Raw genomic sequence first — 24,011 nt, 5'->3', positions numbered from 1 at the left:
ATATGCTATAAAAACCTGAGTGAAGCAGGTGGCAAAAATGCCTTTTTACAGCCTCTTTTTTTAGTATTCCAGATTGATCTTTTTCCTGATCTCATCGAGCATTGAAATGAGTTCCCGGCTTTTGTCAAAGCTCATCACATCGCTTTCCTTTTTGCCTTGTCTCAGCATTTCCTGCACGTGCCGTGCCTCGTATTCATATCCAAATGAAGCGACATCAAAGGTCTTTGATTCTGTTCCTTCGGCCGTTGTGATCACAACTGTTGAAGGATTATGCCACTTTGATTCGATCTTTATGGTAGCATTCTCAAGCTCAAAATAAGCAGTTGTCGGCGTATCTTTAGTGATATTGCTGTGAAGTTCAGCTTTGGCCCCGTTGGGGTAAGAGAAAATCACGTCGCAAACTTCATCTACTTCTGTTTTCCCCATTTGGGCAGTGGCTTCCACTTTTTCGGGCAAACCAAGGGTGTGCAGGGCAAGAAAAACAGGGTAGATCCCAATATCGAGTAAGCTGCCCCCGCCAAGACTCTTCCGGGAAAGCCTGCTGTTCTCATCAAAAGGGAAATAAAACCCGAAGTCGGCACTAAGATATTTTACCTTGCCGTACTTCCCCGAATCAAGGATCTCGCAAAGATATTTTATGTGAGGTAGAAACGGCGTCCACATGGCTTCCATTAAAAACACATTGTTTTCTTTGGCGGCCGCGATCATTTCTTCCACCTGTTGCCGGTTTATGGCAAAAGGTTTCTCGCATAGAACAGCCTTTTTGTGTTGCAGGCAAAGCAGTGTTTGTGCGTAGTGAAAAACATGGGGAGTGGCCACATAAACCACGTCTACTTCCTCATCGCGCAACATTTCTTCATAAGAACCGTAAGCTTTTGTTGCGCCGTTCTCTTTGGCAAATTCTTCTGCCCGTTGCAGGTTCCGGCTAGCTACCGCATAAAGATTTGCATCTTCAACTTCCCTGAGGCTGGTAGTGAATTTTTTAGCTATTTTTCCGGGGCCAATAATACCCCAGTTTATTTTTGCTGTCATAAGTCAGTCAGTTTTTTTGGCATTTTTGGAAGGATAATTTGCAGGATCACAGCCAAAGAAATAACGAGGAAACATCCCGCCAGGTTAAGCCATAAGTAAGGCATGACTTCCTGAAAATAAAGCCTGATAATGATTGCCTGCGTGATTAAAGCAGCAATGAAAACTGCAGTTCCTTTTACATACTTTATAAAAAATGCCAGTAGAAATATTCCGAGTACATTTCCGTAGAAGATAGATCCAATAATATTTACCAGCTGAATGAGGTTGTCAAAAAGGTCGGCGATACTGGCCACAGAGATGGCAATAAGGCCCCAGCAAAGTGTGAAGAATTTAGACATACGCACATAATGCCGCTGGGTTTTTTCCCCCACATTACGCTTATAGAGGTCGATCATGGTGGTAGAGGCCAGGGCATTCAATTCGGAAGCTGTAGAAGACATTGCTGCGGAAAGGATCACCGCCAGCAGCAGGCCAATCAAACCGCGAGGCAGGTTGTTCAGGATAAAGTGGATGAAAACGTAATCTTTATCGTTGGTTTCAATTAAAGGATTGACTTCTTCAATAAGTTGTGTAGCTTCCTGCCGCACCTGCAATTCGGCAGCATTCAGTTGTACCAGATCATTTTTAAAGATTTCCCTGTCTCCTTCTAAAAATTTTCCGGCATTGGCATAACTCAAAGATTTCTGTTGTTTTTGATCCTGAATTTGTTTCAGTTCCTCCTGAAGCTTATTGTATTCCGAAGAAAATTCCGAAGTATTTACCGCATTTGTGGCCGCCGGATTAAAGTTTAGCGGCGAATAATTGAACTGATAGAAAACAAAAACCATCACCCCAACCAGCAAAATAAAGAACTGCATTGGGACTTTTAACAAGCCGTTGAAGATGAGGCCTAACTGACTCTGCTGTACAGATCTTCCTGAAAGATAGCGCTGCACCTGACTTTGATCGGTTCCAAAATAGGAGAGGGCAAGAAAGGTCCCGCCTATGATGCCGCTCCAAAAGGTGTACCTGTTGTCAAAATCGAATGAAAAATCTATAACGTCTAGTTTTCCGCTGGCACCGGCAATTTCGAGGGCTTCGGTGAAACTAATTTCTTCCGGCAGGTATTGAATGATCAGGATCAAAGCTGCGACCATTCCGAAGAAGATCACTGCCATTTGCTGTTTTTGGGTAACATTTACAGCTTTTGTGCCGCCCGAAACCGTATAAATAGTCACAAGTATCCCAATGATGATATTGAGGGTTGTGAGGTTCCAGCCCAGTACCGCCGAAAGTATGATTGCGGGGGCAAAAATAGTGATCCCGGCAGCCAGCCCGCGCTGTATAAGGAAGAGCAAAGCCGTGAGGGTACGGGTCTTGCGGTCAAACCTGGATTCCAAATATTCGTAGGCGGTATAAACTTCGAGCCGGTAATAAATGGGAATGAAGACCATGCAAATGATGATCATGGCAATGGGCAGCCCAAAATAGAACTGCACAAAGCCCATCCCGTCGTGAAAAGCCTGCCCGGGCGTTGAGAGAAAAGTGATTGCACTGGCCTGGGTAGCCATGACCGACAGTCCCACCGTCCACCACCTGGCTTCGTTACCTCCCCGAATATAATCCTGGACATCTTTACTGCCGCGGGTTTTATAAACTCCATAGATCACGATGAACGCAAGAGTACCGGCTAAAATGATCCAGTCTATAGTTTGCATATCAGGTGAAGATTGTCATTAAAATGTAAAACAGGAGAATATAGGCGGCATTGGCGAGGAGCACAAGACTGTATGCTTTTTTCCACTTGTATTTTTGGGGAGCTTCCATTACTTCTGATTGTCTTGTTGCAAACCGGAAACCGATGGCTCATGTTGTGGAAGAGAGAGCATATTGGCAAAAAGCCGGAATGCCCCCGGGACCCCTGCCGGGAATTCCCTGAAAAAGCTAAGGCCGGTATAGATAAAATTGCCTTTCCCGTATGGTGCTACTAAAAGACTGCCTTTGGTGGGCGCTTCATCTTTGTCGTTCATCTCAAGGATTGGTGTAAATTCTTTACCCCATTTGTCTGGAAAATAGAGTCCGCGTTCCTGTACCCAGCCCTCAAAATCTTTGGAAGTTATCTTATTTGGAAAATTGAGAACAGGATGGTTGGGTGCCAAAAATGTCACTTCTGCCGCTTCATTGGTAACCCTGTCTCGGGAAAGTTCGAGTTTGTAAGGTGCAAGTGTTTCAGTGACGAGTCCGCGGCTCGTGTTGTACTGCAGGATGAGATTGCCGCCCTGCTTCACGTATTCAAAAAGCGCCTGTTGCCTGTAACGCAACTCATCAATAGTATTATAGGCGCGGATTCCCACTACCACAGCATCAAATTTTGTCAGGTTATTTTCTGAAATATACTTTGGGTCTATAAGCTCCACTTTGTAGCCCATTTGTTCCAGCGCCTGTGGTACCACGTCTCCCGCCCCCTGAATATAACCTACCAGATTTCCCCTTTTTTGGATATCCAGTTTTACCAGGCTGGTTTTATTCGGAAGCACCAGGGTTTGTAGCGGGATATGCGGATAATCAAGCTGAACAACAGACCTGGAATAAGTATTCCCGTTTACCGTGGCCACAGGTTTGAAAACGACTTTATCCTGAACTGCGGGTGGTTGTACTTCAAAGCTGAAGGTTATTTCTTCCCCTTTTTGCAGGGTGTCAAAAATGTGCTTTTCGGGAGAGATTTTCCAGCCGGGAATTTCCCCCGGATTTAGCTCTCCTGAAATGCCATTGGCCATGGCTTTTACGGTCACCGTAATGCTGCCCGGCGCCCCATTGGCAAAGACCATCACATTGGTGCCTGTGGTGACCGATACTTTTGGCACCACTTCAAAAGGCCTGTAAGATTCCCCGGTAACGGGATCGTTGAATTTATAGGTGATGTTCCTCTCAAACGGGATTTTTACCCCTGCAACATCAACCGTAAACTGAACCTTCAGCTCCCGGGGAGTTTCAGGAAGGCCAATGATTTCATTTTGGGTTACCCTGTACATTCCCAGGCTGCCATCTTCATTGAGCCAGTAAGGGCTGGTGAAGTTGATATTTTCAGGAATAACAAAATCAATCTTCTGAACCGATGCGCGATTATTGGCGAGGGAAAGATTGACGGGAATAGTTTTTTCTTCAGGAAATAATTTAACAGAAAGCAGTTCGGCATTGATATCGCTGCGGTTTATGGCTTCAAGCTCCAGGTTCACCTGTTCGCCCGGCGTGGCAAGCGACGAGGCGGCCACCGCTTCCAGGTAAAGGCCCATAGCAGCAGCAATAACGTCTTTTATCTGTTCAGATTTTAGCTCTTTCCAGTGCGGGTCTTCAAGGTTTTGAATGAGTTGATAAGCTTTTACCAGTTGAGGTACGCTGGCCGCCGGATTTTTAAAATCAAAGTTTTGCTGAACGGAATTCAGGATATTTCCAATTTCTTTGCCGCCTTTTACCCGGCTCCAGCTGGTGTTGATGCCGTGAAAGATATCTGGATTATTCTCCGGATGTTTGCCCTTGAGAAGTTCAATATATTCGGAAGCAGTGCCGCGGGTACCGGTGCTGCCAAATCCCTGTGATTGGTGCTGGCTGCGGCTTAAAGAAGCAATTTCGGTATTGGAAAGGCCCTTTAGCGGGAAGTACACCCCGGTGTCAAAACTGATAAAGCGGGATTTATCTGCTGCGTCAAATGCTTCCTGCGATTCGTAGAACCAGGGAGAGGTGTTAAAAAAGAGCTTTTTTGGCTGCCATGTTCCCAGCTCATCTGCCAGTTGAGGATAAGAGGAAGGTTTTCCTGCAAGATCAAAGGCGCGGCTGCTTAAAATTGCGGAAGAGGTGTGATGGCCATGGGTTTCACCTGCCGAATTTGCATCAAAACGGTTGATGATCACATCGGGTTTAAACGTTCTTATGGTGCGAACTACATCTTTAAGGACTTCTTCCTCATTCCAGATGTTCAGGGTTTCTTCAGGGGTTTTGCTGTACCCAAAGTCATTCGCACGGCTGAAGAATTGCTCTCCGCCATCAATTTTTCGTGCTGCGAGCAGCTCCTGGGTACGAATTACGCCCAGAAGCTCCCTTAACTGCGGACCAATGAGGTTTTGACCGCCATCACCACGGGTAAGGGAGAGATAGGCGGTACGGGCATTGAGTTCGTTGCTAAAGTAGGAGATAAGGCGGGTGTTCTCATCATCGGGGTGGGCTGCAACATACAACACCGATCCCAGGAAGTTGAGTTTTTCAATTTCAGAATAAATTTCTGAGGAATTTAATTTTTCAGGTTGCTGGGCCTGAGCAAGCCCACTGATGAAAAGAAAAACAAGGCAAAAAAGCTTCCGCATAGGATATTCTTTTTGATAAGCCTTCAAATATAGCAAGATTCCTCACTAAACCATGTTAGAGAGCATCTTTCCCTTCATCGGCATGGTATTCTTTTTCAATTAAAGAAACCGCTTTTTGCAGGATGAGGTTATTGGGATAAGTGATCAATTCTCCATCTAGCGTACGCAAATGTAGATGAAAAGCCTTGATGTCTTCAATTACGGCTTCTACCGGCATATCTTTATCGTGGATTTTTATGCGGCTTCCAATTTTGTACGGGAAGGAAAAAAAGAGGATAATCCCCGCTGTAATATTGCTTAAAATAGACCAGATTGCAAACATAGCAACCCCAATTATAGCAAAGAGGGATGAGAAAATGAGCGCGATCTCCTGTGCATTATAACCCCAGGTAAGAGAGAGCAAAAAAATGGCAATGATGGTAACCAGTATGTTAATATACTTGAACATTAGCCTGGTACGGGTAATGTGAATTTCACTGCGGTGCCCCACGCGGTGGGCGGCTTTTTTCATGATAAACTGCAGGATCCAGAGCGCCAAAAGAATGGCTGCAGTGGTAATTATCTGATTTTTGTTTAGAAAGAAAACATCTAACATTCCTGAAAATGAATTTTTGTAAAGATACCTTTTAGGATTAGGAAACCTGAAGTGTGGCTAAAAATTATTCGGCCATTTCAAGCAGGGTGCGGTAGACCAAATGAGTTGGGAGCCCCACAACATTAAAGTAACTGCCTTCAATATGCTCAACCCCAATAAGTCCAATCCATTCCTGAATTCCGTAGGCTCCGGCTTTGTCGAAGGGCCTGAATTTTTCTATGTAATACTTAATTTCATCGTCAGCGAGCCCGCTGAATGTAACCCTGGTGATGGCATGTACAGTTTGCTTTTTTTCGGGAGTTTTAAAGCATACCGAAGTAATCACCTCGTGGGTTTTCCCGCCCAGAGCTTTAATCATCTCCAATGCCTGCGCCGGGTCAGCGGGCTTTTCAAGGGCCTTACCTTCATGCCATACAATGGTGTCGCTGGTAATAAGAATGTCGTTGGTATTCAATTCGCCTTCAAAGGCTTCAGCTTTAAGTTCGGCTAGAAAATTGGTGATCTCTACATCCTTTAATTCTGATGGATATTCTTCTTTTACCGGCTTCAGCCTTATCTCAAAATCAAGGTCAAGTTCCCTGAAGAACTGTTGTCTACGGGGAGAAGCCGAAGCTAAAATGATATGGTGATCTTTTAATTTTTCCTGTAACATAATTATATCAAAACAAATTTATAAAGGCCGATAGAGAAGATCCCTGCAGCCAAAACTATTTTTAGAACCAGGCTAAGGTGATGAAATTCCTTTTTGTTCCCTGCACCCACAATTTTTACCATAAAGTAGAGCAGGGGTGCAACAACAGCGATCAATACATAGAGCATCGCGGCCCGGTTTTCATAAAGGTACGTATATAAATAATAAAGTATACCAATGAGGGGAAGCAGGGCAATGGCGAAGATGATGAAGTTGGTCCTGCTCCTGCCCAGCAGTACCGGCAGGGTTTTATAACCCGCATTATAATCGCCTGTAATATCTTCCTGGTCTTTTACAATTTCACGAAGAAAATTTACCAGAAAAGCAAAGATTGCGTAATCGACAAGGATTGAAAACATCACTTTTTGAGTGGTGAGATTTTCGGGAGTAATAGCAGGAACAAGATCAAAAATCCCCACCATTACAATGATCATGGCAACCATTATACTTACTACCAGGTTGCCAACAAGTACTGTGCCTTTAATTTGGGTAGCATAAAAATAGAGAAAGGCTGAAGGAATGATAAAAAGTGCCACAAAAGAAGGTTTGCCTACCAGGTTGCTCAGGTAAAAACCTATTCCCACTCCAAGAATGTTTAAGGCAATAAACCAGTTCCACGCAACTTTTTCAGAAATTTTGATTCCAATAAGCATTTTTTGAGGCTTATTCACCTTATCGGTGGCTGTGTCGTGAAGATCGTTGATGATATTACCGGCGGCAGCAAGGCATATCATTGAAAACACGAGCAGACTGAAGCTAAAATTACTTAAGGTAGTGTCTATGCCAAAGGGTTCGAATAGAAAATACTTCACCAGTACCTGCGTGAAGATGATCATCAAAAGATTGAAAGGCCTCACAAGCTTCAAAAATGGCAAAATTTGCATGGTGTTAAGCGGAAACAAATTTAAGCCCGATGATAGAGGCAATAAGGGTGAAAAGGAAAAACAGCCGCCAAAAATGCACAGGTTCTTTGAATACAAAAATTCCAATTAAGACGGTGCCAAACGCACCTATTCCTGTCCACACTGCATAGGCAGTCCCAATGGGCAGGGTTTGGGTGGCTTTGTACAGCAGAGACATGCTTATTGTAAGGCATAGAAAAAAGCCTGCCATCCACCAGAAGGCGGTGCTGCCTGTGGCTTCTCTGGCTTTACCAAGACAGGTTGCAAAGCCTACTTCAAACAAGCCAGCGATAACGAGGAGCAACCAATTCATTGGTGATCATTCCATTTCCCCTGCACTTTTAAGACCTGTTCAATAACGTCTCGCACACAGCCTTTTCCGCCTTTCTTGTGAGAGATATAGCGCGAGGCTTCCTTGATCTCGGGCGCGGCATCTTGCGGGCAGCAAGGCAGGCCAACTTTTTGCATGGCATATAGATCGGGGAGATCGTCACCCATATAAAGCACTTCCCCGGGTTTGATGTCGTAGATGTCAAAGAATTCTTCCATTTGCTCCACCTTATCCGGGCATCCAAGATAGATGTCGGTAATTCCAAGGCCTTTTAGTCGGGAACGGACCCCCTCATTGTTGCCGCCAGAAATAATGCAGATCGTATAGTCTTTTTCTCGTGCATATTTCATCGCGTAGCCATCTTTGATGTTCATGGTGCGAAGTAATTCGCCGTTGGTGCTTATTTGAATGGAACCATCAGTAAGCACGCCGTCTACATCAAAAATAAAAGTGGTGATTTGGGCAAGGAATTCTTTATAGCTTTTTTCCATGGAAGGTTTTAATTGCTGAAGTTAATAATTCGTATATCTTTTTGTTTTCGCCCGATTCCAATAGGTCCAGGTGGGCTTTTATAGTCGATTGATCATTCCTGATGGCAGGGCCGGTCTGTACCCCGGCAGGAGAAGCATGTTGTACTTTCCCGGCTGTTTCGGCAATGAGGGGTTTTAAAATGTCGAACGGAATATCGTTCTGTTTACAAATTTGCTCGCCCACTGCGTAGAGATGGTTGACAAAGTTGCAGACAAACACTGCCGAAAGGTGTAATTTTTTTCTTTGTTCCGAAGAGATCTCGTAGCAATTCCCTGAAACCTTCGATGCAAGCGTTTTCAGGATTTCCAGGTCCTGGGCAGTATTAGCTTCAAGGCAAAAAGGAATTTCGGAATAGTTGACATCATTGTCTTTAGAGAAAGTCTGGAGCGGATAATACACGCCTCTACGGGAGCAGGCTCTAAGGGCATCTAGGGCTACCGAACCCGAGGTATGGGCTATAAGCGCATTCAGGTCCTTCAGTTTTTCTGAAATTTCAGGAACCACGTCATCCTTCAGTGCCATTATATATATATCTGCCGGTGCCAGCTCAGAAATTTCAGTAGTTACATCACATTTACTTCGGAAGAAATCCAAAGTTTTTTCAGAATGATTATAGACCTGTTTTACACGAATTCCTTCCGAAGCCGAAAAAGCTTTGAAAAGGTGTGTGGCAACATTGCCCGATCCTAAAAGTACAATCTCAATCATATGGCTAAAATACAAATTTCTTTTACTCCCGTGGCTGCTCCTGTAGCCGCATAAATATGGAATTTAAGCAACTTTTAATCCCTATAAATTGCTTACTTTTGCGGCATTTATTAAAGCAAGCCCTCGATGCAGAAAAAAATAGCTTCCATCATCTTCTCCACCCGCCTTATGGCTTTCCTTTTTATCGTATTTGCCGTAGCGCTGGGAATGGGAACCTTTATTGAAAACTGGTACAGTACAGAAACCGCTAAAGTCTGGATCTATAATGCCCTGTGGTTTGAAGTGATCATGGCCTTGTTCGTGGTCAATTTTACAGGAAATATTTTCAGGTACCGGCTTCACAAAAAAGAAAAATGGTCATCTCTACTGCTTCACCTTTCCTTTATCTTTATTCTGGTAGGCGCTTTTGTGACCCGGTATATAAGTTATGAAGGCATGATGCCGATTAGAGAAGGTGCGACCGAAAATACTTTCCTCTCAGAAAAGACATTTTTGACCACCTTTATTGATGGCGAAATAGATGGAGAACCACGCCGAAGAGTAGTGGAAAATGAGGTGCTTTTGGCTCCCGGAGCTTCAAATGAATTCACTTTTAATACAGATTATAACGGACAGCCGGTAAAACTGGAGATCCTTGATTACATTCATGGTGCCGAAGAAGGCCTGGTAGAAGATCCTGAAGGAGAAAACTATCTCAAGATCGTAGAAGCAGGTGGTGGCGAAAGGCATGACCACTACATCAAAGAAGGGGAAGTGAGCAGTATTCACAATGTGCTGTTCGCCTTGAATAAACCCACAGATGGTGCCATAAACATCACTGTTGAAAATGGGGAATACAGTATTTCTTCTCCTTTTGAAGGTACTTATATGCGAATGGCCGATCAAATGCAGGGGCAGGTAGAAGCCGATTCTGTTCAAACCTTGCTATTGCGTTCTCTCTACAATATGGCGGGTATGCAATTTGTTTTGCCCGATCCTGTGGTACGTGGAAAATACGATGTTATTCCTACCGAAGAAAAGACTGAAGGCCAGCAGGATGCTGCTGTAGTAAGGGTGAGCACTGCAGGCGAATCACAAACTGTAAAACTTCTGGGCGGGAAAGGTATGGTTACCGATCCTATAAAACTCAATCTTGGCGGCCTCGAATTTTACGTGAGGTACGGCTCTAAAGAATACGAGTTGCCATTCTCTATTAAACTCAACGATTTTATTGCTGAAAGATATCCCGGTACAGAGAAAAGCTATTCCTCTTTTAAAAGTAAGGTGACGGTTATTGATGAGGAGACAACTTTTGATTACGAGATTTTTATGAACCACGTGCTCGATTACGAAGGCTACAGGTTCTTCCAGGCCTCTTTTGATCCCGATGAAAAAGGGACGGTACTCTCTGTAAACCACGATTTTTGGGGCACCTGGATTACCTATATCGGGTACACGCTATTATATATTGGATTGATGTGGATCCTGTTTGCAAAAGGATCCCGTTTTGGGGAACTTAAGCAAATGCTGGAAAAAGTGAAGAAGAAAAAAGCCAGTATTACCGGTATTTTACTGGTGCTGTTCTCTACAACAGCAGGTTTTGCGCAGGAAGAAGAACATGCGCATGAAAATCCGCTCACTATTCCCAAAGCAAGGATAGACTCGATCATTAAGGCCAATGTGGTTTCTGAAGAGCATGCAGCAGAGTTCGGCCGACTTGTAGTACAGGATGCCGGCGGAAGGATGAAGCCTGTAAACACCTATTCTTCGGAATTACTTAGGAAATTAAGTAAAAGTGATGATTATGAAGGATTAACGGCTGACCAGGTGATGATCTCCCTTACCGAAAATCCTACCATGTGGTATAATGTGCCGGTGATAAACGTTAAAAAGGAAAATGACAGCATCAGGCATATTGTAGGTGTTCCCGAAGACCAGAAATTTATCGCGTTAACCAGCTTTTTTGACAGGGAAGGAAACTATAAACTTTCGCCTTACCTGGAGCGTGCCTACATGGCCGCGGTGCCCGATCAATTTGAAAAAGACTTTATCGAAACCGACAGAAGGGTAAACTTGCTCTACAATGCCCTGCAGGGAGAAATTCTAAGGATTTTCCCAATCCCGGGGCATGAAAACGATAAATGGGTATCGTTTCCCGAAGCTGCCGAAGCAGGATTTAAAGGAATGGATTCAGTTTATACACGGCAAATCCTTCCAATGTATTTCAGCGCATTGCAAACTGCGAAAAAGACCGGCGATTATTCACAAGCCAACGAATTGCTGAACAGTATCAAAGGCTTTCAGAAAAAGTTTGGAGGAGAAGTAATGCCTTCCGAAGAGAAACTGGAAACAGAAATTTTGTACAACAAGTACGATGTTTTCAGGAACCTCTTTGCAATGTATATGATAGCGGGTGTCCTGATGTTGATTTTTGTAATTGCCAAGATCTTTAGGGACAGCAAAATGATACGAATCTTGATTAGACTAAGTATTGCGGCTATTATTATCTTTTTTGTGCTCCATACACTGGGACTTATTGCGCGCTGGTATATTTCGGGACATGCGCCATGGAGTGATGCCTACGAGTCGATGATCTATGTGGCCTGGGCTACCATGCTTTTTGGGTTGCTCTTTGGAAGAAAAAGTGACCTTACCATTGCATCTACGGCTTTTGTGACCTCTATGATCTTAATGATTGCACACTGGAACTGGATGGATCCCTCTATTGCCAATCTGCAGCCGGTACTTGATTCTTACTGGTTAATGATCCACGTTTCGGTAATTGTGGGTAGTTATGGTCCGTTTACCCTGGGAATGATCCTGGGTGCGGTAGCTTTGATCCTCATGATCTTTACCACAAAGAATAACAAAAAGAAGATGGACCTAACCATCAAAGAAATAACGATCATTACCGAAATGGCGCTTACCATTGGTTTGGTGATGCTAACCATCGGGAACTTCCTTGGAGGGCAGTGGGCCAATGAGAGCTGGGGACGTTACTGGGGCTGGGACCCAAAAGAGACCTGGGCACTGGTGAGTATCATGGTCTATGCTTTTGTGATTCACATGCGCCTGGTGCCGGGAATGAGAAGCCGCTGGTTATTTAACTTTATGGCAGTTGTATCTTTTGCAAGTATTATGATGACCTACTTTGGGGTGAACTTCTACCTCTCAGGGCTGCATTCTTATGCCAGCGGAGATAAGGTAATTACCCCAACTTTTGTTTACTATTCTGTAGTAGTGGTAGCCATTTTAGGAGCAGTTTCGTACTGGAGGTTTACCAAGTACTATAAAAAAGGAAACCGAAGCAGGTTGACTGCAGATTATATTAAGAAGAAGAAAAAATAGTGTTCAGTGATCGGTATTCAGTGATCAGAAAAATTTAAAAGAAAAAATCCTGCTGTACAGCAGGATTTTTTCTTTTAAACCTTAAACCTTACTCAAACTTCCCCTGTTGATAATCTGTGTACGCCTGATCAATTTCTTCGAGCGTGTTCATCACGAAAGGGCCCTGGGCTACTACAGGTTCGTTAAAGGGTTCGGCGTGACCAAATAAGACAGTACTTTCTGCCAAAGCTTCTATGCGCAGGTTTTCATCGTCATTATTGAATTCTACGAGATGAAGGGACTGGATGATTTCTCCATTGATCTTTATTTCGCCTTTTATGACATAACAAAGAATGTTATGGCTTTGAGGGACCTGTGTAGTGAAAACTCCGTGGGTCTCAAAGAAAAGGGTGCTAAGGTGTATCTCTGTGGGGGTCTCAAAAGGACCCTCAGTTTCATTAAGTTTTCCTGACACTACCTGGGCTTTAACTTTTCCATCTTCAGAAAAGGTCAGCGGAATTTGCTCTTTTTGAAGCCCCTTGTAAGTAGGTGTGGTCATTTTTAACCTCGCCGGTAAATTTACCCACAGCTGCAGGATCTCTAATGGCCCACCTTCTTTTTTAAATTTTTCTGAAGAAACTTCGGCGTGAATAAGACCTTTTCCGGCGGTCATCCACTGTACGCCGCCACTTTCAATCACACTGTTGTTGCCGCCAGAATCTTTATGGGCAATGTCGCCATCAAGAATAAAAGTTACTGTTTCCATTCCCCTGTGCGGGTGCGGCCCAAAAGGCAGTCCATTGTTTCCCGGGGAATACCGCTGCGGCCCGTGATGATTGAGAAAGAGAAAAGGATCAATCATCCGCAGAGACCTCGTGGGCATTGGGGAATAGGTGATGAGATCGGCAATTGGCCGGTACTCAGCTTTATATGTTCTTTTGATGGTTCTCATGTACAATAACTAATTAACAATAAACAATAAACAATAAACAATAAACAATGTTCAATATTCAATGTCTTACTCTTTATTCCTCACATAGATAAGTTTGTATTTTCCGCGGCCCTGATTTTCCCTTGATTCAATTTCAAATTTATCTATGGAGTTGATCATGGGGGTTAGCTTTTGGAAACCGTAGTTACGGGAGTCAAAATTAGGTTGCTTCTTTTGTAGCAGGCTTCCCACATCTCCAAGGAAAGCCCAGCCGTCATCATCGGCAACATCAGAGATCGTGGAGGCGATTAATTTGATGACTTTATTGGTGATCTTGTCATAATCACTCTTTTTGGTCTCTTTTTCCTTGCTGGATTCCTTCGTCTGGTTTTTCAGGATTTCGATATAGATAAATCGGTCGCAGGCAACTATAAAAGGATCGGGGGTCTTTTTTTCTCCAATTCCAATCACGTTCATTCCGGCTTCTCTAAGGCGGGTTGCGAGTCGGGTGAAATCACTGTCACTGGAAACCAGGCAAAACCCGTCAACTTTTTCCGAATACAAAATATCCATGGCATCAATGATCATGGCAGAATCGGTCGCATTTTTGCCCTGCGTGTATCCGTATTGCTGTATGGGCGTCACGGCATTCTCAAGCAGTACATTCTTCCATTTTGCAAGGTGGGGCTTGGTCCAGTCACCGTAGATCCGTTTTATTGTGGGGTTGCCGTATTTGGCGATCTCTTCCATCATTTCCTTGACATAAGCCGAAGGTATATTGTCGCCGTCTATTAATACCGCTAATCTTGTATCCATTAAATTTAAATTTCCTGATTATCCCATAAAGATAGGGAATTGACATCTACCCGTGGGAGGAGCGCAGGGGATTAAGTTTTTTTTAGGAATGCATACCGACAACCGGAAGAAAATACCTGCCAAAAATGGCATTTTTAAGCATGCTCCGGGTTGTGAGGTTCTATGTGAATAAGAATGTCGGCTAATTCGGGTTTTTCTTGTATGAGCCTGTCCTTTAAATTATGGGCTATTTCGTGGCCTTCGTTGACAGAAAGTTCGCCGTTTACAATAACATGCAGATCTACATGGTAGGTCATTCCGGTTTTACGAATAAAGCATTTTTCGGTATTAAGCACCCCTTTTTCTTTCATGGAGATCACCCGAATTTCTTCTACCAAATCATCATAAAGGTGCTCATCCATAATTTCACCAAGAGCAGGTCTTAGAATGAGATAGGCATTGTAAAGAATAAATCCCGAGGCAAAAAGCGCCGCCCAGTCATCGGCTGTTTCGTATCCTTTTCCCATAAAAAGGGCAATGGCAATCCCTATAAAAGCCATGAGAGACGTAATGGCGTCGCTGCGATGGTGCCAGGCATCAGCCTTGAGAGAGCTGCTGTTGGTTTCTTCCCCTTTTTTATTGATAAACCTGTAAAAGATCTCTTTGGTAAGAATAATTGCCGTTAACACTACCAGCGTGTAGGGTTTGGGGATTTTATGCGGAGTCTGTATATTCTCAATACTCTCCATCACAATTATTGTCGCCGAAACTACTAAAAATCCTACCACGGCAAAGGTGATAAGCGGTTCCACACGGCCATGACCGTAGGGGTGGTTATCATCGGCGGGCCGGGCTGAATATTTTAATCCAAAGAGCACCAGAAGGCTCGAAAATACATCGGTTGTAGATTCTATAGCATCGGCAATTAGGGCGTAAGAATTCCCAAAAACACCTGTAACCCCTTTAATTACGGCAAGTGCGGCATTGCCGGCAATGCTGTAGTAAGAGGCTTTTATGGCCTGCCGGTGAGCATCAGTCTTCATAGATTTTTGAAACTAAAGAGGCTTTCTTAAAAGCTCTAATCCTATCTTTCTGAATTACTTCTGAATCTTTTTACTCCTGAAAATCAGTTTGTAAGATCCTGAAAAAGTAGCTTCAGAATGACATTTTTGACAACTTTTAAGACAGCCTCGTTTCTGTCTTCCTGAAATATTCAGGAGTTATATAAATTTAAAGGATCCTGAAATCAATTCAGAGTGATATTTGTTAACTGCGGGAGTAGCTTATTTAAGCCTCTTCTTCAGTTGTTTCTTCCATAGTGTGGTACACATGCTGTACATCATCATCTTCTTCCAGTTTTTCGAGAAGCTTTTCTACTTCGGCGGCTTCTTCAGGAGAAAGTGTTTTTGTTACCTGCGGAATATATTCAAACCCGGAGGAGATGATCTCAATATCCCTGCCTTCCAGTTCCTTTTGTAGGGCTCCAAACGCCTCAAAAGGTGCATAGATGATGATCCCGTCTTCATCTTCAAAAACTTCTTCGGCACCAAAATCTATCAATTCCAGTTCCAGTTCTTCAGCATCAAGGTTGTCTTTGGCGATGCGGAAGTTACAGGTGTGGTCAAACATAAATTCTACCGAGCCCGAAGTTCCCAGGTTGCCGTCGCATTTGTTGAAATACGAACGCACATTGGCAACTGTACGGTTATTATTGTCTGTAGCAGTTTCTACCAGCACGGCAATACCGTGTGGCGCATAACCTTCAAAAAGTACGATCTTATAGTCACCCTGGCTTTTATCTGAAGCTCTTTTTATAGCCCGCTCAATATTGTCTTTGGGCATGTTGACACTCTTGGCATTCTGGATCACAGCCCGTAACCTCGAATTAGTGTCGGGATCGGGGCCGCCTTCTTTAACAGCCATTACTATGTCTTTCCCAATGCGGGTGAAAGCCTTGGCCATAGCAGACCATCGCTTCATTTTACGCGCTTTACGGAATTCAAATGCTCTTCCCATTTTATCTATTAATTGAGGGGTAAAAATAGGAAAAAACATCAAGCTCCTAAAAAAGATTATTCGCCTGCATCTACAATATCTTCTATGCTTCGGGCGAGTTTAAAATCTTTGTGGGTAACCCCGCCGGCATCATGTGTAGAGAGGGAAATTTCGAGTTCGTTGTAGACGTTTGTCCACTGCGGGTGATGTTGCTGGGCTTCGGCTTCAAAGGCTATTCTCACCATTACCGAAAATGCTTCTTTAAAGTTCTCGAACTGAAAAGAGGTGTGAATGGCATCATCTTTATATTCCCAGCCTTCAAGTTCTTCAAGCTTTGATTTGATCTCTTTTTCATCTAAAATCTGCATATCTCCGAAGTTTTATTTTCTTAAAGTTAAGCAACCTCGTAGTGCAGAAAGATGAATTAGTAGAATATTAACAACTAGGAAACCAGGGTGCTTGCCACCACTTCCTGTATAGAGATCTGCAGGTTCTTTGGAAGCAGATTGTCTTTGGGAATTACGGCAAGAAAACGATCGAAATTTGAATCGTAGACATTTTTTAACAGGGGTTTTTTTTCTCCCAGGGTTTCACAAATCTCTGCTACCAGGTCATTGTGGTGAATAAGGTCGTTGCTGCCCAGGTGAAATACTCCCTGCTTGTTCCTGTTAATGATGTAATGCAGTTGCTGGGTCATTTTTGCTTCATAGGTAGCATTTACCACCACATTCGAAAAAACTTCAATGGCTTCCTGTTCCTGCAGCTGCCTTTTTATCTCGGTAACACGCGGCGAATTGGCTCCAAAAACCATGGGCAACCGGGCGATGACATACTTGTTGTTTGGCAATCGCAAGAGCGCATTTTCGATTTTTATTTTAAACCTTCCGTAGACGCTTTGAGAGAGCGTTTTGTCATATTCGTATGACGGATAGTTGGTAAAGGCGTCAAAGACATTGGCCGAAGACAGAAAAATGAGCTTTGAATTCTTGTTTTTCAACAGGTAATCTATAATCTCAAAGTGGGTGTGTACCTGGGCCAAAAAATTACCGCGCAGGGCCGACACAATGATATTGGGTTGCAGGTTCTCCAGCAAAATGCTAATGCTTTCCCGCTCCAGGTCAAACTGGTGGAACTTCTGGTTCTTTTCGAAAAAAGCATTGTCGGTATGGTAGGTGGCGTGCGTATCAAAATAGGGGTAAAGCTCTTTATACAGGGCATTCCCTATAAAGCCGCTTCCCCCTAAAATCAAAATCCTCTTCAAAAACTATCCTTTATAAAATGGCATTTTTACCACTGTGGCAGGAAGAGCTTTTTTGCGAATCTGAATATTAATTTTACTTCCCGGTTTGGCATACTCTGTTGGAACATATCCCATTCCAATTCCCTTTTCGAGCGATGGAGACATGGTTCCTGAAGTTACCTTGCCAATAACCTTGCCACTATCATCTACAATCTCGTAACCCTGACGCGGAATTCCGCGCTCATCAATTTCAAAACCTACAAGCTTGCGCTTTGGCCCATTTTCTTTCTGTTCCTTAAGAGCTTCAGAGTTAACGAAGTCTTTGGTGAACTTAGTGATCCAACCAAGACCTGCTTCGATTGGAGAGGTGGTGTCATCAATATCATTTCCGTAGAGACAGAAGCCCATCTCCAGGCGCAGGGTATCTCTTGCTGCAAGACCAATTGGTTTGATGCCATAGTCTGCACCTGCTTCAAAAACACGGTCCCACACGCGCTGTGCATCATCATTTTTAACATAGATCTCAAAACCGCCGCTGCCGGTATACCCGGTGGCCGAAATGATCACGTTTTCGGCTCCTGCAAAAGGTGCCACCTGAAAAGTATAGAATTTTATTGCTGAAAGATCTACATCGGTAAGAGACTGCATGGCTTCAGCGGCTTTTGGCCCCTGTATGGCAAGCAGCGAATATTCGTCTGAAAGGTCGCGCATGGTAGCGTCCATCGTGTTGTGCTGGGAAATCCAGTTCCAGTCTTTTTCAATATTGGAAGCGTTAACTACAAGAAGGTATTTCTCTTCGTTAAAGCGATAGATAATAAGATCGTCTACAATTCCGCCATCGGCATTGGGCATGCAGCTGTACTGGGCTTTGCCATCGGTAAGTTTTGCAGCGTCGTTAGAACCTATTTTCTGGATCAAAGCCAGGGCATTCTCTCCCGTGATAAGGAATTCGCCCATGTGCGAAACGTCAAATACACCTACCGCTTTTCTCACGGTCTCGTGTTCAATATTTACACCTTCATAGGAAACAGGCATGTTGTAGCCCGCAAAGGGAACCATTTTGGCTCCAAGATCTATATGAGTAGAAGTAAGTGCTGTATTCTTCATTTAAAAAATATTTTCCGCAAATTTATTAAATTCAATAAGGATTGGGCGGTTAATGCAGAAATTTTCAATAGAAATAGAGAAGGCAAAGGCTGGGGCCGAAGGAAATTTTATATTTGTGTAACTTTTCAAAAATAGCAATTCATGAAGATCCTTAGCGCCAAACAAATAAAGCAGGCCGATAAACTGACTATTGAAAAGCAGGGGATTTCTTCCACCGAATTAATGGAGAGAGCTGCCACGCTGGTTTTTGATGAAATTCATAAACGCCTGCAGGGCGCGCCAATTCCTGTTAAAATTTTCTGCGGAATTGGGAACAATGGTGGAGATGGGCTTGTAGTGGGGCGGCAGTTGATAGAAGCGGGCTATGATGTCACCATATATATAGTAAACTACAGTGATCAACGCTCGCCGGATTTTCTGGTGAATTACGATCGGGTAAAAAACCTCTCAAAAAACTGGCCTGTACTTCTTAAAGCCGAAGATGACCTTCCCGAAATAAAATACGGCGATTTTGTAGTTGATGCCATCTTTGGAGTAGGCTTAAACCGGCCGCTGCCTAGCTGGGTCGCTGGTTTGGTACAGCACATCAATGCTTCGGGAGCTTTTGTGCTGGCTGTAGATATGCCTTCGGGCCTTATGGCCGATGCTGCGGTAGCAGATATGGAATCTATTATTAAAGCGAGCTATACAATCAGTTTCCAGGTGCCAAAAATGGCATTTTACCTGCCCGGTACTGCGCCTTTTGTTGGCGACCTGCAAATCCTTGACATTGGACTCGATCCCGAATTTCTCAAAGATGCCCCCGCAGCAGCCGAATTGATTGGCAAAGCCGAAGCAAGGGCCCTTTACACCCCACGCCAAAGATTCACCCATAAAGGAACTTATGGCCACGCCCTGATCATTGGAGGGAGCTATGGTAAAATTGGCAGTGTTTGCCTTAGCGCTACTGCTGCTCTGCGCGCAGGTGCTGGTTTGGTGACGATATATGCTCCAAAATGTGGATATGATATCCTGCAAACCGCACTTCCCGAAGCTATGGTGATTACCGATCCGCATAAAGAGATCCTTACCAATATAGACTTTGATCTTGATCCCGATGTGATAGCCTTCGGAATAGGAGTGGGCACTAAAGAAGAAACTATTGAAGCTTTTGAACAACTGCTGAAGAAATATGAAAAGCCGATGGTCATAGATGCCGACGGACTTAATATGCTTTCCAAAAATGGCAATTTACTCGAGCTTTTACCCGAAGGCAGTATCCTAACACCCCATCCCAAAGAACTGGAAAGGCTGATTGGTTCATGGAAAGATGATTTTGAAAAACTGGAGAAGGCGAGGGCTTTCACTAAAAAATATAAAGTAGTGCTGCTTATTAAAGGCACCTATACCTTTACAGTAACTCCAAACGATCTTTTTATTAACACCACCGGGAACCCCGGGATGGCCACAGCCGGCAGCGGAGATGTGTTGACCGGTGTGCTAGCTGCACTTGTGGGCCAGGGATACGAATCCCTTCGCGCCACCATCCTTGGAGTATACCTGCATGGTAAAGCCGGAGATATTGCAGCCGAAAGATTCAGTTATGAAGGAGTGGTTGCAGGAGATATTGCAAAGAACACAGGAGCCGCGATTTTTGACCTTTTTGAAACCGAAAAAACCAACATTTCCTAATGAGAGATTGTCATTATATAAGTTCTTCTGTCCTCGACATTGAAGAAATAAGGGAGATTATTCAGAATAATAAAAGCCTTGCCCTTAGTGAAGAGGCTGTTTACCAGATTGAGAAGGCGAGAAGGTATCTCGACCAAAAAATGAAGGAGAACAAGAGCCCCATTTACGGGATCAATACCGGTTTTGGCTCTTTGTGCAATGTGAAGATCTCAACAGAAAATCTTACCAAACTACAGGAAAACCTGGTAATGTCACACGCCTGCGGAACAGGTGAAAAAGTATCAAAACCTATCATCAGGTTGATGTTACTGTTAAAAATACAATCCTTGAGCTACGGGCATTCCGGGGTTTCACTCGAAACTGTGAACAGGCTTATAGATTTCTTCAATGAAGATGTGCTGCCGGTGATTTATTCTCAGGGATCTTTGGGAGCTTCAGGAGATCTTGCACCCCTTGCTCACTTGTCACTTCCGTTGATTGGGAAAGGAGAGGTTTATCTTAATGGCGAAATTATTCCTTCGGAAGAAATGCTGAAGAAATTTGGGTGGAAGCCTATCACTTTGCAGTCTAAAGAAGGTCTTGCCCTGCTTAACGGAACCCAGTTTATGAGCGCCCATGGTGTATATGCGTTACTTCAGTCTAACCGGCTTTCTATTTGGGCCGATGTCATTGGAGCCTTATCTGTAGATGCTTTTGATTGTAACACTTCTCCTTTTGATGAGCTGGTACATCTGGTACGGCCACATCGCGGGCAGGTGAAAACAGCCGAGAGAATCAGGAAGATCCTTGCAGGAAGTGAAATAGCCAAACAGGTAAAGCAAAACGTACAGGATCCTTACTCCTTCAGGTGTATACCGCAGGTGCATGGTGCCAGCAAGGATACGCTCGATTTTGTGTACAAATGTTTTAAGACCGAAATAAATTCGGTTACCGATAATCCTAACATTTTTGCAGATGCCAATAAGATCATTTCGGGAGGGAATTTTCACGGGCAACCGTTAGCTTTGTCCTTAGATTACCTGGCTATTGCTATGGCCGAGCTGGGTAGTATTTCCGAAAGAAGGATCTATCAGCTGGTATCTGGTTTGCGCGGACCTGCATTTTTGGTTGATGCACCGGGACTTAACAGCGGATTCATGATTCCGCAGTACACCGCAGCCAGTATTGTGAGTCAGAACAAGCAACTTTGCACTCCTGCGAGTATAGATTCTATTGTATCTTCAAACGGGCAGGAAGATCATGTGAGCATGGGGGCTAATGCCGCCACAAAAGCAGTAAAAGTTGTAGAAAATGTAAATAGCATTTTGGCTATAGAACTCTACAATGCGTCACAGGCATTGTCGTACAGGGGTGCTTATAAGACTTCTCCTGTTCTTCAGAAATTAATTGAAGAATTCAGGAAAGAAGTTCCTTTGGTAAAAGAGGATGTTGTTATGGCACCTTTTATTCAGAAGGCAAAAAAATTCCTTCAGAATTACCCTTTAAGCGATTTTACCTTTGAATAAGCATTTATTTGCTCCATCATCCAGGCTTTAGCTTCCTCAAGGGAGCTAAAGATCTCAAAGGAATTTTTATTGGTGTAAAACTGCCGTTCTACACGGGCGGTTTGGCGGGTTAACGCATTTTCGGAAACCACGGCGATTGCTTTTAGGCGTGGGTGTTCGGCAGACTCGCGGTACACCATAGGATTCACTGCGTAAGAGTGTATTCTATGGGAAATATATCCGAAGTAATCGTGGCCAAAGCTCTCGCTGCCAATTTGCAGGATTTTTCTGTTCGTTGCTACATCAAGTAAAGCACCTTCGTTCATTTCATTGATCAGTATCCTGTCGTGGACCCAGATCACGCCGCAGTCCAACTCAACTTTTCTTGTCATTATTTGTTTGGAATAGGCGGTGAAATTATCACTTTTATTTTGAAGTTGATGAAGCAGCCAGTGAGATTGGATGAAAAAAAATAAGGTCTTCAAAAATGCCATTTTTGAAGACCTTATTTTTTAAGGAGTTAGGTGATTATTTTAAACTGCCAACCATATCCTGAGGTCTTACCCATTCATCAAATTCTTCGGCAGTGACATACCCAAGGTTAACGGCTTCCTCTTTTAAGGTAGTACCGTTTTTATGTGCGGTATTGGCAATTTCGGCTGCCTTGTAATATCCAATCTTAGTGTTAAGGGCGGTAACCAGCATCAAAGAGTTATTGAGTAGCTCCTGTATCCTTGGCTTGTTTGGTTCAATACCGGTCGCACAATGTTCGTCAAAAGAAGCGCAGGCATCACCTAGCAACTGTGCACTTTGAAGAATATTAGCTGCCATCACCGGTTTAAATACATTCAGTTCAAACTGTCCCTGCATACCTCCCACGTTAATGGTAACGTCATTTCCAATCACCTGTGCACAAACCATGGTTAGGGCTTCTACCTGGGTTGGGTTTACTTTACCGGGCATAATAGAAGATCCGGGTTCATTGGCAGGAATAAGGATCTCACCAATTCCACTTCTTGGGCCAGAGGCCAGCATTCTTACATCATTGGCAATTTTATTAAGAGATACTGCCAGTGTTTTTAATGCACCACTTGTTTCTACAAAAGCGTCGTGAGCTGCTAAGGCTTCAAACTTATTGGGAGCAGAGGTAAAAGGAAGCTCAGTAAATTTTGCGATAAACTCAGCTACGCGCTTTGAATAGCCTTTTGGGGTATTCAATCCTGTTCCTACTGCTGTTCCGCCCAGGGCGAGTTCAGAAAGGTGGGGAAGGGTGTTCTGAAGGGCGTTAAGGCCGTGGTCAAGTTGAGAAACATACCCGCTGAATTCCTGCCCTAAAGTAAGGGGAGTGGCATCCATAAAGTGGGTGCGGCCAATCTTTACCACATCCTTGAATTCTTCCGACTTCTTTTTAAGGGTGTTGCGGAGTTTCTTTACTCCGGGAATGGTTACTTCTACGATCTTCTTGTACACTGCGATATGCATTCCTGTAGGGAAAGTGTCATTTGAAGATTGAGATTTGTTCACATCGTCATTGGGAGAAAGCACTTTTTCACCTTCTCCAACAGTTCTTCCGGCAATTTGCTGAGCACGATTGGCAATTACCTCGTTGAGGTTCATGTTGCTTTGCGTGCCGCTGCCTGTTTGCCAAATCACCAGGGGAAACTGGTCATCGTGTTTCCCTTCTAGGATCTCTTCACAAACTTTTGAGATGTAATCTCTTTTGTCTACTGAAAGAACTCCAAGTTCACAGTTGGTGAAGGCTGCAGCCTTTTTAAGATATGCAAAACCGTAAATGATCTCCATTGGCATAGAACCCGGAGGGCCGATTTTAAAGTTGTTTCTGGAGCGTTCGGTTTGTGCTCCCCAAAGTTTATCTGAAGGGACTTTTACTTCCCCCATGGTATCCTTTTCTATTCTGTATTCCATGATTTAATTGGTTTACTACAAATTTACATCTTCGATAAATTATAAGCACTTAAAACGAGACAAAATTAGGGTGGAAAGAGCAAAAAAATCGGTTGCTTTTTTAAACCTGAAACCAACGTAAAAAATAAAATAAAAACTTTTGCGATAACTTCTTAGAGTTTCTATCTTTGGCAAAGATTCAATAAAATACAACGCATGTTTGAATTTGATCAATATTTAGGCTTTCTGGCTTTCCTTATTATACTACTCATCGGGTTTTGGGTAATGCTATTCTTAACCGCTATTATCCCTTATTGGATAGGAGGCGCAGTTAAAGAAATGCTCGACGAAAAGAAAGAGAAGAAACGCCTGGAGAGAGAAAAAGCTTAAAAAGGACTTCAAGTCCTTTTTTTTGTGGCTATTTTTAGAGCCATTACAGAAAACAGAAAA

Annotated in this window: 22 protein-coding genes; 4 read left to right on the top strand and 18 right to left on the bottom strand. The window is 43.6% G+C overall.

Going from position 1 to position 24,011, the window contains the following annotated elements; genetic code table 11:
* Positions 1-60: 60 nt before the first annotated feature.
* From V5739_RS01985 to V5739_RS01945, 9 genes are all read right to left on the bottom strand, one after another.
* A complete protein-coding gene (locus tag V5739_RS01985; protein WP_345598985.1) occupies positions 61-1,032 on the bottom strand; it encodes a Gfo/Idh/MocA family oxidoreductase in 972 nt (323 codons plus the stop codon).
* Positions 1,029-2,729, bottom strand: coding sequence for a sodium:solute symporter (locus V5739_RS01980; protein ID WP_423819450.1), 1,701 nt, complete (start codon positions 2,727-2,729; stop codon positions 1,029-1,031). The genes V5739_RS01985 and V5739_RS01980 overlap by 4 nt, the downstream gene beginning before the upstream one ends.
* Before the next feature lie 108 nt (positions 2,730-2,837).
* On the bottom strand, positions 2,838-5,369 hold the full coding sequence (locus tag V5739_RS01975) for a PIG-L family deacetylase (RefSeq protein WP_423819449.1): 2,532 nt from the start codon (positions 5,367-5,369) through the stop codon (positions 2,838-2,840).
* A gap of 55 nt (positions 5,370-5,424) precedes the next feature.
* The gene (locus tag V5739_RS01970; RefSeq protein WP_266070659.1) at positions 5,425-5,964 is read right to left on the bottom strand and encodes a mechanosensitive ion channel domain-containing protein; all 540 of its coding nucleotides are present in this window, start codon (positions 5,962-5,964) and stop codon (positions 5,425-5,427) included.
* Positions 5,965-6,028: 64 nt separating this feature from the next.
* Positions 6,029-6,616 (bottom strand): Maf-like protein, encoded by a 588-nt coding sequence (locus V5739_RS01965; RefSeq protein ID WP_423819448.1) that lies wholly within the window; start codon positions 6,614-6,616, stop codon positions 6,029-6,031.
* 2 nt (positions 6,617-6,618) lie between these two features.
* Positions 6,619-7,539 carry a geranylgeranylglycerol-phosphate geranylgeranyltransferase gene (locus tag V5739_RS01960; protein ID WP_423820432.1) on the bottom strand — a complete coding sequence of 307 codons (921 nt, stop codon included), beginning with the start codon at positions 7,537-7,539 and terminating at the stop codon, positions 6,619-6,621.
* 4 nt (positions 7,540-7,543) lie between these two features.
* On the bottom strand, positions 7,544-7,870 hold the full coding sequence (locus tag V5739_RS01955) for a DMT family transporter (protein WP_266070662.1): 327 nt from the start codon (positions 7,868-7,870) through the stop codon (positions 7,544-7,546).
* Positions 7,867-8,379, bottom strand: a complete 513-nt coding sequence (locus V5739_RS01950; protein ID WP_266070663.1) for a KdsC family phosphatase — start codon at positions 8,377-8,379, stop codon at positions 7,867-7,869. The genes V5739_RS01955 and V5739_RS01950 overlap by 4 nt, the downstream gene beginning before the upstream one ends.
* A complete protein-coding gene (locus tag V5739_RS01945) occupies positions 8,363-9,127 on the bottom strand; it encodes a Rossmann-like and DUF2520 domain-containing protein (RefSeq protein WP_266070664.1) in 765 nt (254 codons plus the stop codon). Before V5739_RS01945 ends, V5739_RS01950 begins: the two co-directional genes overlap by 17 nt.
* Before the next feature lie 126 nt (positions 9,128-9,253).
* Here V5739_RS01945 and ccsA point away from each other — a divergent pair, with 126 nt between their 5' ends.
* Positions 9,254-12,454, top strand: a complete 3,201-nt coding sequence (ccsA, locus tag V5739_RS01940; RefSeq protein ID WP_423819447.1) for a cytochrome c biogenesis protein CcsA — start codon at positions 9,254-9,256, stop codon at positions 12,452-12,454.
* 88 nt (positions 12,455-12,542) lie between these two features.
* Here ccsA and V5739_RS01935 read toward each other — a convergent pair whose 3' ends face one another.
* The 7 genes from V5739_RS01935 to gcvT form a co-directional block, all read right to left on the bottom strand.
* Entirely contained in the window at positions 12,543-13,385 is an 843-nt protein-coding gene (locus V5739_RS01935; RefSeq protein ID WP_423819446.1) for a pirin family protein, read from the bottom strand.
* A 66-nt stretch (positions 13,386-13,451) separates the two neighbouring features.
* Positions 13,452-14,180, bottom strand: a complete 729-nt coding sequence (locus V5739_RS01930) for an NYN domain-containing protein (protein WP_266071214.1) — start codon at positions 14,178-14,180, stop codon at positions 13,452-13,454.
* A 134-nt stretch (positions 14,181-14,314) separates the two neighbouring features.
* Entirely contained in the window at positions 14,315-15,202 is an 888-nt protein-coding gene (locus V5739_RS01925) for a cation diffusion facilitator family transporter (RefSeq protein WP_266071213.1), read from the bottom strand.
* A gap of 244 nt (positions 15,203-15,446) precedes the next feature.
* On the bottom strand, positions 15,447-16,175 hold the full coding sequence (locus V5739_RS01920) for a YebC/PmpR family DNA-binding transcriptional regulator (RefSeq protein ID WP_423819445.1): 729 nt from the start codon (positions 16,173-16,175) through the stop codon (positions 15,447-15,449).
* A gap of 56 nt (positions 16,176-16,231) precedes the next feature.
* Positions 16,232-16,522: a 4a-hydroxytetrahydrobiopterin dehydratase gene (locus V5739_RS01915; protein WP_423819444.1), complete on the bottom strand. Its 291-nt coding sequence runs from the start codon at positions 16,520-16,522 to the stop codon at positions 16,232-16,234.
* 74 nt (positions 16,523-16,596) lie between these two features.
* A complete protein-coding gene (locus V5739_RS01910) occupies positions 16,597-17,415 on the bottom strand; it encodes a sugar nucleotide-binding protein (protein ID WP_266071209.1) in 819 nt (272 codons plus the stop codon).
* Between the two features lie 3 nt (positions 17,416-17,418).
* A complete protein-coding gene (gene gcvT, locus V5739_RS01905; protein ID WP_423819443.1) occupies positions 17,419-18,501 on the bottom strand; it encodes a glycine cleavage system aminomethyltransferase GcvT in 1,083 nt (360 codons plus the stop codon).
* 141 nt (positions 18,502-18,642) lie between these two features.
* On the opposite strand from gcvT, the gene V5739_RS01900 reads away from it, so the two are divergent.
* Both V5739_RS01900 and hutH read left to right on the top strand, forming a co-directional pair.
* Positions 18,643-20,172, top strand: a complete 1,530-nt coding sequence (locus V5739_RS01900) for an NAD(P)H-hydrate dehydratase (protein ID WP_423819442.1) — start codon at positions 18,643-18,645, stop codon at positions 20,170-20,172.
* Positions 20,172-21,677 carry a histidine ammonia-lyase gene (hutH, locus tag V5739_RS01895; RefSeq protein ID WP_423819441.1) on the top strand — a complete coding sequence of 502 codons (1,506 nt, stop codon included), beginning with the start codon at positions 20,172-20,174 and terminating at the stop codon, positions 21,675-21,677. Before V5739_RS01900 ends, hutH begins: the two co-directional genes overlap by 1 nt.
* Here hutH and V5739_RS01890 read toward each other — a convergent pair.
* A complete protein-coding gene (locus V5739_RS01890) occupies positions 21,647-22,141 on the bottom strand; it encodes a hypothetical protein (protein ID WP_423819440.1) in 495 nt (164 codons plus the stop codon). The two genes, hutH and V5739_RS01890, sit on opposite strands and share 31 nt — an antisense overlap.
* Before the next feature lie 43 nt (positions 22,142-22,184).
* Complete coding sequence (gene fumC / locus V5739_RS01885) at positions 22,185-23,582, bottom strand: class II fumarate hydratase (RefSeq protein WP_423819439.1); 1,398 nt, start codon at positions 23,580-23,582, stop codon at positions 22,185-22,187.
* Between the two features lie 195 nt (positions 23,583-23,777).
* On the opposite strand from fumC, the gene V5739_RS01880 reads away from it, so the two are divergent.
* Positions 23,778-23,951: a hypothetical protein gene (locus V5739_RS01880; RefSeq protein ID WP_265163022.1), complete on the top strand. Its 174-nt coding sequence runs from the start codon at positions 23,778-23,780 to the stop codon at positions 23,949-23,951.
* The last annotated feature ends 60 nt before the right edge of the window (positions 23,952-24,011 follow it).

It is taken from the genome of Salinimicrobium sp. TIG7-5_MAKvit, from assembly GCF_049569215.1.
Taxonomy (GTDB): Bacteria; Bacteroidota; Bacteroidia; order Flavobacteriales; family Flavobacteriaceae; genus Salinimicrobium; species Salinimicrobium profundisediminis.
The sequence above is the reverse complement of the archived record's forward strand: the minus strand, read 5'-3'. Positions and strand labels throughout refer to the sequence as shown.

Bases quoted from the DNA above. Each gene is read 5' to 3' on its own strand.
- V5739_RS01985 (WP_345598985.1), bottom strand. From the start codon at position 1,032: ATGACAGCAAAAATAAACTGGGGTATTATTGGCCCCGGAAAAATAGCT.
- V5739_RS01980 (WP_423819450.1), bottom strand. From the start codon at position 2,729: ATGCAAACTATAGACTGGATCATTTTAGCCGGTACTCTTGCGTTCATC.
- V5739_RS01975 (WP_423819449.1), bottom strand. From the start codon at position 5,369: ATGCGGAAGCTTTTTTGCCTTGTTTTTCTTTTCATCAGTGGGCTTGCT.
- V5739_RS01970 (WP_266070659.1), bottom strand. From the start codon at position 5,964: ATGTTAGATGTTTTCTTTCTAAACAAAAATCAGATAATTACCACTGCA.
- V5739_RS01965 (WP_423819448.1), bottom strand. From the start codon at position 6,616: ATGTTACAGGAAAAATTAAAAGATCACCATATCATTTTAGCTTCGGCT.
- V5739_RS01960 (WP_423820432.1), bottom strand. From the start codon at position 7,539: ATGCAAATTTTGCCATTTTTGAAGCTTGTGAGGCCTTTCAATCTTTTG.
- V5739_RS01955 (WP_266070662.1), bottom strand. From the start codon at position 7,870: ATGAATTGGTTGCTCCTCGTTATCGCTGGCTTGTTTGAAGTAGGCTTT.
- V5739_RS01950 (WP_266070663.1), bottom strand. From the start codon at position 8,379: ATGGAAAAAAGCTATAAAGAATTCCTTGCCCAAATCACCACTTTTATT.
- V5739_RS01945 (WP_266070664.1), bottom strand. From the start codon at position 9,127: ATGATTGAGATTGTACTTTTAGGATCGGGCAATGTTGCCACACACCTT.
- ccsA (WP_423819447.1), top strand. From the start codon at position 9,254: ATGCAGAAAAAAATAGCTTCCATCATCTTCTCCACCCGCCTTATGGCT.
- V5739_RS01935 (WP_423819446.1), bottom strand. From the start codon at position 13,385: ATGAGAACCATCAAAAGAACATATAAAGCTGAGTACCGGCCAATTGCC.
- V5739_RS01930 (WP_266071214.1), bottom strand. From the start codon at position 14,180: ATGGATACAAGATTAGCGGTATTAATAGACGGCGACAATATACCTTCG.
- V5739_RS01925 (WP_266071213.1), bottom strand. From the start codon at position 15,202: ATGAAGACTGATGCTCACCGGCAGGCCATAAAAGCCTCTTACTACAGC.
- V5739_RS01920 (WP_423819445.1), bottom strand. From the start codon at position 16,175: ATGGGAAGAGCATTTGAATTCCGTAAAGCGCGTAAAATGAAGCGATGG.
- V5739_RS01915 (WP_423819444.1), bottom strand. From the start codon at position 16,522: ATGCAGATTTTAGATGAAAAAGAGATCAAATCAAAGCTTGAAGAACTT.
- gcvT (WP_423819443.1), bottom strand. From the start codon at position 18,501: ATGAAGAATACAGCACTTACTTCTACTCATATAGATCTTGGAGCCAAA.
- V5739_RS01900 (WP_423819442.1), top strand. From the start codon at position 18,643: ATGAAGATCCTTAGCGCCAAACAAATAAAGCAGGCCGATAAACTGACT.
- hutH (WP_423819441.1), top strand. From the start codon at position 20,172: ATGAGAGATTGTCATTATATAAGTTCTTCTGTCCTCGACATTGAAGAA.
- fumC (WP_423819439.1), bottom strand. From the start codon at position 23,582: ATGGAATACAGAATAGAAAAGGATACCATGGGGGAAGTAAAAGTCCCT.
- V5739_RS01880 (WP_265163022.1), top strand. From the start codon at position 23,778: ATGTTTGAATTTGATCAATATTTAGGCTTTCTGGCTTTCCTTATTATA.